At 70.6% G+C, this 12,933-nt stretch carries 11 protein-coding genes; 10 read left to right on the top strand and 1 reads right to left on the bottom strand.

Annotated elements, in window-relative coordinates:
* From infB to NX1_RS22455, 5 genes are all read left to right on the top strand, one after another.
* Positions 1 to 1,910, top strand: a 1,910-nt coding sequence (gene infB, locus NX1_RS22475; RefSeq protein ID WP_084501671.1) for a translation initiation factor IF-2, incomplete at its 5' end; no start/stop codon positions are given.
* 112 nt (positions 1,911 to 2,022) lie between these two features.
* The gene (locus NX1_RS22470; RefSeq protein WP_068062976.1) at positions 2,023 to 2,313 is read left to right on the top strand and encodes a DUF503 domain-containing protein; all 291 of its coding nucleotides are present in this window, start codon (positions 2,023 to 2,025) and stop codon (positions 2,311 to 2,313) included.
* 47 nt (positions 2,314 to 2,360) lie between these two features.
* Positions 2,361 to 2,804, top strand: coding sequence for a 30S ribosome-binding factor RbfA (gene rbfA / locus NX1_RS22465; RefSeq protein WP_068062934.1), 444 nt, complete (start codon positions 2,361 to 2,363; stop codon positions 2,802 to 2,804).
* A gap of 12 nt (positions 2,805 to 2,816) precedes the next feature.
* A complete protein-coding gene (locus NX1_RS22460) occupies positions 2,817 to 3,818 on the top strand; it encodes a DHH family phosphoesterase (RefSeq protein ID WP_068062932.1) in 1,002 nt (333 codons plus the stop codon).
* A gap of 3 nt (positions 3,819 to 3,821) precedes the next feature.
* On the top strand, positions 3,822 to 5,213 hold the full coding sequence (locus NX1_RS22455) for an MATE family efflux transporter (protein ID WP_084501666.1): 1,392 nt from the start codon (positions 3,822 to 3,824) through the stop codon (positions 5,211 to 5,213).
* Positions 5,214 to 5,276: 63 nt separating this feature from the next.
* On the opposite strand, the gene NX1_RS22450 is transcribed toward NX1_RS22455, so the two are convergent.
* Positions 5,277 to 5,771 carry a nucleotide exchange factor GrpE gene (locus NX1_RS22450; protein WP_068062930.1) on the bottom strand — a complete coding sequence of 165 codons (495 nt, stop codon included), beginning with the start codon at positions 5,769 to 5,771 and terminating at the stop codon, positions 5,277 to 5,279.
* A gap of 104 nt (positions 5,772 to 5,875) precedes the next feature.
* On the opposite strand from NX1_RS22450, the gene NX1_RS22445 reads away from it, so the two are divergent.
* The 5 genes from NX1_RS22445 to truB all read left to right on the top strand — a co-directional run bounded on the left by NX1_RS22445 (position 5,876) and on the right by truB (position 12,847).
* Positions 5,876 to 7,558 carry an Hsp70 family protein gene (locus tag NX1_RS22445; protein WP_068062928.1) on the top strand — a complete coding sequence of 561 codons (1,683 nt, stop codon included), beginning with the start codon at positions 5,876 to 5,878 and terminating at the stop codon, positions 7,556 to 7,558.
* Between the two features lie 6 nt (positions 7,559 to 7,564).
* Positions 7,565 to 10,084 carry a SaeA-related protein gene (locus NX1_RS22440; RefSeq protein ID WP_068062925.1) on the top strand — a complete coding sequence of 840 codons (2,520 nt, stop codon included), beginning with the start codon at positions 7,565 to 7,567 and terminating at the stop codon, positions 10,082 to 10,084.
* 114 nt (positions 10,085 to 10,198) lie between these two features.
* Positions 10,199 to 11,155 carry a metallophosphoesterase family protein gene (locus NX1_RS22435; RefSeq protein WP_157119952.1) on the top strand — a complete coding sequence of 319 codons (957 nt, stop codon included), beginning with the start codon at positions 10,199 to 10,201 and terminating at the stop codon, positions 11,153 to 11,155.
* A gap of 97 nt (positions 11,156 to 11,252) precedes the next feature.
* Positions 11,253 to 11,921, top strand: coding sequence for a 4'-phosphopantetheinyl transferase Npt (gene npt, locus NX1_RS22430; RefSeq protein ID WP_068062923.1), 669 nt, complete (start codon positions 11,253 to 11,255; stop codon positions 11,919 to 11,921).
* Positions 11,921 to 12,847, top strand: coding sequence for a tRNA pseudouridine(55) synthase TruB (gene truB, locus NX1_RS22425; RefSeq protein WP_068062918.1), 927 nt, complete (start codon positions 11,921 to 11,923; stop codon positions 12,845 to 12,847). Before npt ends, truB begins: the two co-directional genes overlap by 1 nt.
* The last annotated feature ends 86 nt before the right edge of the window (positions 12,848 to 12,933 follow it).

Genomic DNA, 12,933 nt, shown 5'->3' with positions numbered 1-12,933 from the left:
GTGCGTTCGGTCGTCCCGGTGGCGCGCCGCGTCGTGGCCGTAAGTCGAAGCGGGCGAAGCGCGCCGAGTACGAGAGCATGCAGGCGCCCGCCGTCGGCGGCGTGCGGCTGCCGCGCGGCAACGGCGAGATCATCCGGCTCGCCCGCGGCGCATCGCTGTCGGACTTCGCGGAGAAGATCGACGCGAACCCGGCCGCCTTGGTCCAGGCGCTGTTCAACCTCGGCGAGATGGTCACCGCGACCCAGTCGGTGAACGACGAGACCCTCGAGCTGCTCGGCAGCGAGATGAACTACGTCGTGCACGTGGTCAGCCCCGAGGACGAGGACCGCGAGCTCCTGGAGAGCTTCGACCTCACCTACGGCGAGGACGAGGGCGACGAGGGCGACCTGCAGGTCCGCCCGCCGGTGGTGACCGTCATGGGTCACGTCGATCACGGTAAGACCCGACTGCTGGACACGATCCGCAAGGCCAACGTCCGCGAGGGCGAGGCGGGCGGCATCACCCAGCACATCGGCGCCTACCAGGTGATGACCCACCTCGGCGAGGAAGACCGCCTGATCACCTTCATCGACACCCCCGGTCACGAGGCGTTCACCGCCATGCGTGCCCGCGGTGCGAAGGCCACCGACATCGCGATCCTGGTGGTCGCCGCCGACGACGGCGTCATGCCGCAGACGGTGGAGGCGATCAACCACGCGCAGGCGGCCGACGTCCCGATCGTGGTGGCGGTCAACAAGATCGACAAGGAAGGCGCGAACCCGGAGAAGATCCGGCAGCAGCTGACCGAGTACAACCTGGTGGCCGAGGAGTACGGCGGCGACACCATGTTCGTCGACATCTCCGCCAAGCAGGGCACCAACATCGAGGCACTGCTCGAGGCGGTCCTGCTCACCGCGGACGCCGCACTCGACCTGCGCGCCAACCCGGACATGGACGCCCAGGGTGTCGCCATCGAGGCGCACCTCGACCGCGGCCGCGGCCCGGTGGCGACCGTGCTGATCCAGCGCGGCACGCTGCGCGTCGGCGACTCGATCGTGGCGGGCGACGCCTACGGTCGCGTGCGCCGCATGGTCGACGAGCACGGCGACGACGTCGAGGCGGCGCTGCCGTCGCGGCCCGTCCAGGTCGTCGGCTTCACCTCGGTGCCCGGCGCCGGTGACAACCTGCTCGTCGTCGACGAGGACCGCATCGCTCGCCAGATCGCCGACCGCCGCAACGCGCGCAAGCGCAACGCACTGGCCGCGCGCAGCCGCAAGCGGATCAGCCTGGAAGATCTGGATGCCGCGCTGAAGGAGACTTCGGAGCTGAACCTGATCCTCAAGGGCGACAACTCCGGTACCGTCGAGGCCCTCGAAGAGGCCCTCATGGGTATCGAGGTCGGCGACGAGGTGCGTCTGCGGGTCATCGACCGCGGTGTCGGTGGCGTCACCGAGACCAACGTCAACCTGGCCTCCGCGTCGAACGCGATCATCATCGGGTTCAACGTGCGTGCCGAGGGCAAGGCGACCGAGCTGGCCAACCGCGAGGGCGTCGACATCCGGTACTACTCGGTGATCTACCAGGCCATCGACGAGATCGAGAAGGCCCTCAAGGGCATGCTCAAGCCGATCTACGAAGAGGTCGAGCTGGGCCGCGCCGAGATCAGGGCCATCTTCCGCTCGTCGAAGGTCGGCAACATCGCGGGCTGCATGGTCACCTCCGGGTCGGTCAAGCGGAACGCCAAGGCGCGTCTGCTGCGCGACAACCTGGTGATCGCCGAGACTGTGACGATCTCCTCGCTGAAGCGCGAGAAGGACGACGCGACCGAGGTCCGCGAGGGCTACGAATGCGGTATGACGCTGACCTACTCCGATATCAAGGAGGGTGACGTCATCGAGGCGTACGAGCTGCGCGAGAAGCCGCGCGACTGATCGGTCCGAACCAGCGAACACCGCACCTGCGTCCGGTGTCCCGCCTGCACGGCGGGGCGCCGGGCGCGAGGTGCGGTGTTCGGTTCGGCCTTCGACACTGGAAGGTGTGTGGGTGTACCTAGGTGCACTGGAATTCGACATCCTGCTCGGCGACGTGCATTCGTTGAAGGAGAAGCGGTCGGTCATCCGGCCGGTGATCGCCGAGCTGCAACGCTTCGGTGTAAGCGCGGCCGAGGGCGGGGAACACGATCGGTACCGGCGCTCGTTGCTGGGGGTGGCCATGGTCAGCGCGGGCATGGATCACCTGACCGAGGTGCTCGACAAATGTGAAAGGCACGTCGCGGCGCGTCCGGAGTTACAGTTGCTGGCAGTACGCCGCCGGATCTTCGGGCCCGAGGACTAGGGCCGCGACGCCAACCGAATACTGACAACAGTGAGGAGGAAAAGGCCATGGTGGATCAAGCCAGGGCACGCCGACTCGCGAAGCGGATTTCCTCGATCGTGGCGACCGCGATCGAATACGAGGTGAAGGATCCGCGGCTGCGTTTCGTGACGATCACCGACGCGAAGGTCACCGGTGATCTGCGCGAGGCCACGGTGTACTACACGGTGATGGGTGAAACCCTCGATGCCGAACCGGATTACGCGGCCGCGGCCGCCGGTCTGGAGAAGGCCAAGGGGGTGCTGCGTTCCAAGGTTGGGGCGGGGACCGGAGTGAAGTTCACGCCGACGCTGGCGTTCGTGCTGGACAAGGTACCCGACGCGGCGCGCGAGATGGAGGAGCTGCTCGCCCGCGCGAGGGCCGCCGACGACGCGGTGGCCAGGACGGCCGCCAACGCCACGCACGCGGGCGACGCCGACCCGTACAAGGTCGAGCGCGACAGCGACGAGTGACGCGCGGCGCGGATGACGACGAGCGGTAATGCGGCCGGACTCGACGCGGCCGTGGCGGCACTGACGGCCGCCGGATCGGTCACCATCCTCTGCCACGTGCAACCCGACGCCGACACCATCGGCAGCGGCTTGGCACTGGCGCTCGTGCTGCATCGGCGCGGCATCCCGGTGTGGGTGTCGTTCGCCGAGCCCGCCGAGCTGCCCGCCTCCATGCGCTCGCTGCCCGGCATCGAGCATCTGGTGCCGCCCGCCGACGTGCCACGCGAGGTGGATCTGCTCGTCGCGGTGGATTGCGGCAGCGCGGGGCGGCTCGGTGCGCTGGCCGATCGATTGTCCGGCGCCGCCACGACACTGGTGGTCGATCATCATCGCTCGAACACCCGCTTCGGCGCGATCAACGTGATCGATCCCGGCGCCGAGTCGACGACCAGCCTGATCGCCCGGCTGCTCGACGCCTGGGGCGTACCGATCGATCCTGAAGTGGCGCACTGTCTTTACGCGGGTTTGGTCACCGACACCGGTTCCTTCCGCTGGGTTCGGCCGGGCACTCATCGCCTGGCCGAACGGCTGTTGGCCACCGGGATCGACGGCGCGGAGATCGCGCGTACGCTGCTGGACACCCATCCATTCGACTGGCTGCCGATGCTCTCCAGGGTTCTCGGCACCGCCCGGCTGGAGCCGGGGGCGCGCGGGGGCACCGGATTGGCGTACGCGTTCGTGCGGCGCGACGACGTGGCCGGTGTGCGCTCGGAGGAGATCGAGAGCGTCATCGATATCGTCCGCACCACGGCCGAGGCCGGTGTGGCGGCGGTGTTCAAGGAATCGCGCACGATCGACGGCCGCTGGACCGTGTCGCTGCGGTCGCGCGACTCCGGGCCGGGCGCGCACGACGGCGTGGACGTCGCCGAGGTGGCGACCGCGCTCGGCGGCGGCGGCCACCGGTACGCGGCCGGGTACACCACCGACGGGCGCCCCGAGGACGTGGTGCGCGCGCTGCTCGCCGCGCTGGGGTAGCGGATGACCAGCCAGGATGTCGACGACGCCGAAGGTGTCGTCGCCGAACCGGTCGGGATCGGCGTCGACGCCGTCGAGGCCGGGCCGCGGCGCATTCTCGGGCTCGCGCTGCCCACGCTGGGCGTGCTCGTCGGCGAACCTCTCTATCTGCTGTTCGATCTCGCGGTGGTGGGCAGGCTCGGCGCGCTGGCGCTGGCCGGGCTGGCGGTCGGCGGATTGATTCTCGCGCAGGTGAGCACCCAGTTGACCTTCCTGTCCTACGGGACGACCGCGCGGGCCGCGCGCAGGCACGGCGCCGGGGACGAGCGCGGCGCGCTGGCCGAAGGGGTGCAGGCCACCTGGCTGGCGATTCTGGTCGGTCTGCTGATCGTGATCACCGTGCAGGTGTTCGCCGTGCCGCTGACCGACGCGATCGCGGGCGGCGGGGACATCGCCGCCGCGGCACTGTCATGGGTGCGGATCGCGCTGTTCGGCGTGCCGCTCGTGCTGATCGCCATGGCGGGCAACGGGTGGTTGCGCGGTGTCCAGGAGACCCGTCGTCCGTTGTTGTATGTGGTTGCCGGTCTCGGCCTCTCGGCCGTGCTGTGCCCGGTTCTGGTGCACGGGTTGCTCGGCGCGCCCGCGCTGGGGTTGCCCGGCTCGGCGGTGGCGAACGTCGCCGGCCAGACGGTGACGGCGGTGCTCTTCCTCGGAGCCTTGGTGCGCGAACGGGTTTCGCTGGTACCGCACTGGTCGGTGATGCGCGCTCAGCTGGTGCTCGGCCGCGATCTGATCGTGCGCAGCCTGGCCTTCCAGGCCTGTTTCGTGTCGGCGGCGGCCGTGGCGGCGCGGTTCGGCGCCGCCTCCGTCGCGGCGCACCAGCTGGTCCTGCAACTGTGGAACTTCCTTGCGCTGACGCTGGACTCGCTGGCCATCGCCGCGCAGACCCTGGTCGGCGCGGCGCTCGGCGGCGGAAACGCCGCGGCGGCACGGCGGCTGGCGTGGCGCGTCACGCAATGGTCGGAGGTCTTCGCGGTGGCGTTGGCCGGTGCGTTCGCCGCGGGGTACGCGCTCGTCCCGACGCTGTTCACCGACGATCCGGCGGTGCTCGACCGAACCCACGTGGTGTGGTGGTTCTTCGTGGGAATCATCCCGGTCGCCGGTGTGGTGTTCGCGCTCGACGGTGTGCTGCTCGGCGCCGGTGACGCGGCGTTCCTGCGGACCGCGACACTCGGCGCCGCGGTCGCCGGTTTTCTGCCCGCCATCTGGCTCTCGCTCGCTTTCGACTGGGGGATCGCCGGAATCTGGTCCGGTCTGGTCGCCTTCATGGCACTGCGTTCGGCCGCGGTCGTGTGGCGGGCGCTGTCGGGGCGCTGGGCGCAGGTCGGCGCGGAGATTCCGCGTAGTCGGGTCTGACCGAATCGCGATCCGTTCGCCGCGTCGAACGGCCCGACCACTCCTACGAGCGAATCCGCTGACTCACGCCGGGTTCTGCGCGGCGTTCTCGGTCGCGCGGAAGCGGCGGACCACGACTCCCGCGGGTCGCACGGAACGACCCGCGACGGTGAGCCCGGGTTGCACCAGCGCCTCGACGGTGCGGTCGGCGTCCGGGTCGGCGGTCGTCGTGACGTCGGCGGCCTCCATGGTGAGCGAGTCGAACGGGTCGTCGGGCCGCGGTGTGACGAGCGCCGCGCCGCGACCGACGAGCAGCCGCTCGACGCGCGTGGCGATGGCCTCGAAGGCCGCTCGCTCCCTCGGGGTTTCGGCGGTGCCTGCGCAGGCGGCGGTATCGCCGTGCAGCGCGAAAAGCTCGACGACCAGCGGCAGGTCGGCGCCGGCGCGGTCTTGGCGGGCGCGGGCCTTGGCCTCGTCGGCGAGCCGCTCGATGGTGGCGGCCTGGCGGGCGACGACCCGGGACAGGTCGTCGACGCGTTCGACGAGTTGGGCGAGCGATTCCGCGACTTGTTCCGTCATGATCGCACCATAGCCGGGCCGCGCGGCTATTGGATTGGGCGTCAGCCGGATTCGCCCATCGGTCGCTGCGCCGCTGTCGGACCCGGCTGATACCATCGCCTGCCATGGGGGTCTACGGCATCGACCTGGGCACAACGAACTCGGCTATCGCGCGGATCGACGCCGACGGCCGGCCAGAAGTAATGATCGGCATGAACGGGGAACCGACGGTTCCCTCCGTCGTGCTGTTCGCATCCGCGTTCGATCATCTGGTGGGCGAGGGCGCCCGGCGGCAGGCACGGCTGGATCCCGAGCACGTGTGCTCGCTGGTGAAGCGCAGGATGGGCGACGCGGAGTGGCGGTTCGCCGCGCACGGCGAGACCTGGTCGGCGCCTGCCGTATCGGCGCTGATCCTCAAGAGTCTCGCCGCCGACGCGGAATTCGGCGGCGGCGAGCCGGTGCGGCGGGCCGTGATCACGGTGCCCGCGTACTTCGGCGACGAGGAGCGCCGCGCCACGATCCAGGCGGGCGCCTACGCGGGCTTCGACGTCGCGGGCGTGCTGTCCGAGCCGATCGCGGCGGCGTTCTCCTACGGGTTCGGCAGGCTCGACGGCGGCGTGGACATCGGCAAATCCGGTGCGCGCGAGACGGTGCTTGTCTACGACCTCGGCGGCGGCACCTTCGACGCGACCGTCATCGAACTGGCCGACCGGCGCATCTCGGTGCTCGCCGTGGAAGGCGATCATCAGCTGGGCGGCGCGGACTGGGACGAGCGAATCGCCCTGTATCTGTCCCAGCGATTCTGCGCGGCCAACCCCGATGCCGAAGACCCGCTGGACGATTCGGCCGGTTCGCAGATGCTGGTGCTCGCCGCCGAGCGCGCCAAACGCGAACTCAGCGAGCTGGAGAGCACCGAGGTGGTGGTCGCGCACGACGGCGCGCGCGCCGTGATCACCCTGACCAGGGACGAGCTCGAGTCGATGACGTCCTCGCTGATGCGCCGCACCCTCGATCTCACCAGGGACTGCCTCGCCGCGGCGGGCAAGCGCGGCGTGGCGTCGGTCGACCGGCTGCTGCTGGTCGGCGGCTCCTCCCGGATGCCGATGGTCGCCCGCGAACTGGAGAAGGAACTCGGCCTCGTCGGCGAGTTGCGCGACCCGGATCTGTCGGTGGCGCGCGGCGCGGCGCTCTACGGCGAGAAGCTCGAGATGGAGCGGCTGATCGTCGCAGATCTGGTCACTCGCGGCAGGCTGCGGGACGGCTCGACGTTGAACGAGGCCGCGCCCGCGGATCTGGACCAGTCGATCGCGCGGGTCGCGGAGTCGTTCGGTCAGCCGGTGAGTTCGGTGCGGCGGATGCTGGAGATCCAGGTCGACACCGTCGTGTCGCGCGGATTCGGTGTGCTGGCACTGGATTCGCATTACGGGTTGGCGGCCGCCTGGCTGGTGCACCGCAATCAGACGCTGCCGGTGCGGGTGCGCCGCTCGTTCGGCACCGTGCGCGAGGACCAGGACCAGATCGAGCTGACCATCGTGGAACAGCAGGGACAGGCCGCCTCGGTGCGTCCCGAGGACACGAAAGTGCTTGTGGAGGGCCGGATTCGCGGCATCCCGCCGGGCTACCCCGCTGGCAGCGAGGTGCGCGTCACCTTCGAGATGGGTTTCGACGGCGTGCTGCACGTGACAGCGCACCACGTCGACGCCGACATGCCGCTGACCTTGTCCGCGCAGACCGGAGCCACCCTGTCCCAAGCCGATGTCGCGCGGGAACTCGACCAGGTGCAGCGCTCCCGCCGCCGCGACAGCTGAGCCGCCATGCACGCTTTCGACCCCAACGACTACCGCAAGCGGGTGCTCGCCGCGGTCGAGCGCCGCGGTGGCATCGAGCAATCGGACCCGTTCGAGCTCTATGACATTCCGCTCGACGAGGCCGAGACCCTCGGCGACGCCGAGGTTTCCGCCCGGGTGGCCGAGGTGTGGGGCTTCTGGCAGCGCCAGCGCGACCACCCGAAGTACCGCGTGCTCGTCGGGCTGCTGGTGGAGAACCACGACCGGCTGTCCTTCCTGCTGCTCGACGCGTCCGCGCGGCGGGCCGAGGCGATCCGGATCCGGCGGGAGCGCGAACAGCGCGACGCGGAGCGCTACGAGATGCTCGACACCGCGATCTCCCGGCTGGTCCAGCGCCACGGCGGGGTGCCCGCCGCGAAAGTGCCCGGGCTGGAGGAGATCGGGGCGATGGGCGGACTGAACGCCGCCGAGGTCGCCGCCCGCCTGCGCCGTCATCGGATCATCGAGGACGAGCAGCCGCAGGCCGCGCCCGCGGCCACCGGCGCGCTGACCGACCAGCGGCGCGGCCAGATCCGCGCGCTGCTCGCCGAATGGGGACGGCTGGTGGAGGATCCGCCCCCTCCGACGCTGCTCGGGCTGCTCGGGCTCGATCCGAGCCGTGCCACGCACACCGGCGAGATCCGGCTCCGCGCCGACGCGTTGCGCGCGCGGGCCCGCGAACTGCCGCCGGGGCGGATGCGGGTGGTACTCGACGAACTGCTGGTGCACGTGCAGGATCTGCTCGAGCCGGGCGGGCCGGTGGTGGCCGAGTACCTCGCCTCGATCGTCGAGGACGTCACCGCGGAACTGCGGCCCAAGGTGCGGGCCGCCGTGCTCGTGGAGGACGAACTGGTCGGGGAGGACTACGAGTTCCTGTTCGACGAGGCGATCGCCCTCGGCATGGACCCGCACGCCGCGGGCCGGTTGCTCGAAGACCTCGCCGTCGAATTGGGTTCGCGTGCTGTGGGATCCGCGCGCCACGCACCACCGGTCCGCACACCGGCCTCGTCGGCTCCGAGCCCTGCGCCGCCGCGTCGGCTGTGGGAGGATCCGCTCAAGGCCGCGCGGGCAGCGCTGCGCAACGGACGTCCGCAGGAGGCAGCGCGCCACATCGCCGAGGCCAGGGGTCTCGACCCGCACAACGAGGGCACGACGCCCATTCGCTCGGTGTCCGACGACGTGGAACGGGTGCTCGCCGAGGCGGCTTTGCACTGGCGCGTCGCCCTCGCGGCGCGCGCGGCCACCCGCTATGTCGAGGCGCTCGAACACCTCCGTGAGCTGCGTCGCGCCGCCGCCGACGTGCCGCCGCCCACCGGGCACACCGCGGAAATCGACGAACTGCTCGCCGAGGCCGAGCGCGCCGTCGCCGAGGCCGACCGCTTGGTCGCCGCCGCGGCCGCGGGCCCGGCCGCCGATCGCTCGCGCACACTGCGCGCCGCCCAAGCCGCGTGCGTCGATCATCCCGGTGCGAGCGAAGCGCTGGCCGCCACCCCCATTCCCGCCCCCGGTCGCGTGACGGCCACCCGCATGGCGAACGGCTCGGTGCGAGTCGTTTGGGCGCCCGCGTCGGCCGACGACGTGAACTACCGCGTCACCCGGCTCCAGCCGGACGGCTCCTGGCGCGTGGTGGGCCGCACCCGCGGCACCGAACTCGAAGACGGCGGAGCCCCGCCCGGCGAAACCCCGGTCTACGCCGTCGCCGCCGCCATTTCCGGCAGCTACTCCGACACCGTGCGCTCCGACGCGCCGCCGGAGCCGCGTGCGGACCGGTCCGCCCCGCCAGGTGCGCCGGGCCCTTCGGGATCGATGGCGCAGACCGCTGCGGTCGGCGCCAACGGTTCGACGGTCGAGCAGGGCGCTACCACCGAGCCCGGCATGGCCGGTCGTGCGTCGGACGAGCGCGGTGCGAGCGAGCCGGGGGTGTTCGGTGCTGGTGGTTCGATCGACCGCGGTGCCTGCGGCGGCCATGGGGCGGTCGGCGCTGCTGGTTCGACGATCGAGCACGGGACGGTCGCCCAGCCCGGTTCGGGCTTCCCACATGGGCAGGCGACAGAGCCGAATCCCGCTGTGCAACAGACATCCGGCTCGGCCACCGAGCCGAGCGGCGTCGCTCGACCCGATCCCGCTGCTACCGGGCCGGAGCAGACCACGCCGCAAGCCGCGACCTCCGCGGTCACGCAGGACGATCCGATGCCGAGCGGCATCCCCGTGGTCACCGACCTGGCCGAGCGCGCGGGTCTGCTGACCTTCGTCTGGCCGAGGGGAATCACCGAGGTGATGGTCGTGGCGCGCACCGACGGTCCACCTGCCGCGCCGGACGAGCCGGAGGCGCGCGCCTGGAAGGTCACCAATATGCGCTACGAGATCGACGGAGGCGTCCGGGTTCCGCCGGATCTCCCGCGCCCGTGCCACATCGCCGTGGCGTCGTGCCGTCGGGAACCAAACGGCAAGCTCACCGTGGCCGCCGGGTTCGCGCCGGATGCCCGGATCCACTGGACGCACGCTTAACGCGACGCTGCCCGCCGGAATGTCGCGCGCACCCGAGGTGTTCGCATCGGGGACGAATCGTGTCGATGGAGGCGGGCGGCCGGTGGTCGCCTCGGATGTGACAAGGTGGGTCTGGTGATACCCAAGTTGATGGCGGTGAGCGACGTACACGTCGGGCATCAGGGGAATCGGCCGATCGTGGAACAGATCCAGCCGGACTCGCCGGAGGACTGGCTGATCGTGGCCGGTGACGTGGGCGAGAAGACCGAAGACATCCGATGGGCGCTGGAACTGCTGCGCAGCCGGTTCGCGAAGGTGATCTGGGTGCCGGGCAACCACGAGCTGTGGACAACGGCGAAGGATCCCGTGCAGATGCACGGCGTCGCGCGCTACGACTATCTGGTGTCGATCTGCCGCGACCTGGACGTCGTCACGCCCGAGGATCCGTTCCCGGTGTGGCGCGGCGCGGGCAGCGAGGCGCACGGCGGCGCCGTGACGCTGGCGCCGATGTTCCTGCTCTACGACTACTCGTTCCTGCCGGCGGGCGCCACCACCAAGGCCGAGGGCTTGGCCATCGCGCGGGAGCGCAATGTGGTCGCCACCGACGAGTTCCTACTCTCCTCGGAGCCCTATCTGACCAGGGACGCCTGGTGCCACGCCCGCGTGCAGGTCACCAAGCGCAAGCTGGACGCGCTGCCGCCGGAGACGCCGCTGGTGTTGATCAACCACTTCCCGCTGGTCCGCGAACCCACCGACGTGCTCTTCTATCCAGAGTTCGCGCTGTGGTGCGGCACCGATCTGACGGCCGACTGGCACACCAGCTACAACGTGGTGTGCTCGGTGTACGGGCACCTGCACATTCCGCGCACCTCCTACTACGACGGCGTCCGGTTCGAGGAGGTCTCGCTCGGCTATCCGCGCGAATGGCAGCGCCGCGGCCTGCCGGACAAGCTGCTGCGCCAGATCCTGCCCGCCCCGGAATACCCGCCGGGCACGCTGAACAAGTGGGGCGGCCACTTCAAGGTCACCCCCGAGATGGAGGCGGCGGCGGCCGAGATGCGCAGCCGCGCCCAGCGCCGCCGCGGCGTCTGAACCGGCCCCCGACGCGCGCTGCCGGACGGAGTCGATTGCCCGCCGCGCGTACGGCTGGAGCCTAGGCGGTGGTCCGCCTCGACTAGGCTCGGAGTCGATGATCGAGAACATTCTGCCCAGTGATGTCGCCTCGGCCGAGCTGGTGGCGTACCCGGAGGATCTGAAGCCGCATCCGGCCGAAGAGCATCTCATCGCCAAGTCGGTGGAGAAGCGGCGGCGCGACTTCATCGGCGCCAGGCACTGCGCCCGGCTGGCCCTGGAGCAGCTCGGCGAGCCGCCGGTCGCGATCGGCAAGGGCGAGCGGGGAGCTCCGGTGTTCCCGCGCGGCATCGTGGGCAGCCTCACGCACTGCGACGGCTACCGCGCCGCCGCGCTGGCGCACAAGATGCGCTTCCGCTCTGTCGGCATCGACGCCGAGCCGCACGGCGCGCTGCCGGACGGCGTGCTCGATTCGGTGAGTCTGGCCGCCGAGCGGGACTGGTTGCGCGACACCGATTCTCGGCTGCACCTGGATCGGCTGTTGTTCTGCGCTAAGGAGGCCACCTACAAGGCATGGTTCCCGCTGACCACCCGCTGGCTCGGTTTCGAGGAAGCGCACATCACCTTCACCGTCGAAGAGAACGCCGACGGCACCGGCTCGGGCACTTTCCACAGCCAGTTGCTCGTACCGGGCCAGACCAACGACGGCGGACTGCCGCTGACCGCGTTCGACGGACGCTGGATGATCGCCGACGGGCTGATCCTGACCGCGATCGCGCACGGCTGATGACCGGACCGAGCACCCAGACACAGCGGCCCGACGTACTCGGCGGCCTGCTGATCGTCGACAAGGACGGCGGCTGGACCAGTCACGACGTGGTAGCCAAGTGCCGGAAGTTGTTGCGCACCAAGAAGGTCGGGCACGCGGGCACGCTCGACCCGATGGCGACCGGCGTGCTGGTGCTCGGCGTCGAACGGGCCACCAAGCTGCTCGGCCTGCTGACGCTGACCACCAAGGCCTACCTCGCGACCATCCGGCTCGGCCAGTCCACAACGACCGACGACGCCGAGGGCGAGATCATGGCGACCACCTCGGCGTCGCACCTCACCGACGCCGACATCGCCACGCGAGTCGCGGCGCTGACCGGTGATATCGAGCAGGTTCCCGCCACGGTGAGCGCCATCAAGGTGAACGGCGAGCGCGCCTACGCGCGCCATCGCGCGGGTGAGGATGTGCGCCTGGCCGCCCGGCCGGTCACCGTGTCCCGCTTCGATGTGCTCGCCCGGCGCGATGTCGCGGACGGCGAGTTCGTCGACCTCGATGTCGTGGTCGAATGCTCGTCCGGCACCTACGTGCGCGCGCTGGCCCGCGATCTGGGGGCCGCGCTCGAGGTCGGCGGTCACCTGACCGCGCTGCGCCGCACCAGGGTCGGCCCCTTCACCCTCCAGCACGCCAGGACGCTGGACGAGCTCGCCGAGGATTCCACCCTGAACCTCGGTATCGACGAGGCCGTCCGAATCGCGTTCCCGCACCGCACCATCGACGAGCGGGAAGCCGAATCCCTCCGGGACGGACGGTGGTTGGACCCGATCGGCATCGCGGGCGTGCACGCCGCGCTCACCGCCGACGGCACGGCCATCGCGTTGCTCGAGGAGAAGGGCAAGCGTTCCTCGCCGGTCTTCGTGATCCGCCCGCGCGGCCTGGTCGACTGACGCGCGCACCGGAACGGTTCGGTGGCGAGGTCCTTCCCTCAACGCCGAACCCGCAGGCCGACAACCGAATCGAGCGCGAACCGTAC

The sequence above is a fragment of the Nocardia xishanensis NBRC 101358 genome, from assembly GCF_001613365.1.
GTDB lineage: Bacteria > Actinomycetota > Actinomycetes > Mycobacteriales > Mycobacteriaceae > Nocardia > Nocardia xishanensis.
The sequence above is the reverse complement of the archived record's forward strand: the minus strand, read 5'-3'. Positions and strand labels throughout refer to the sequence as shown.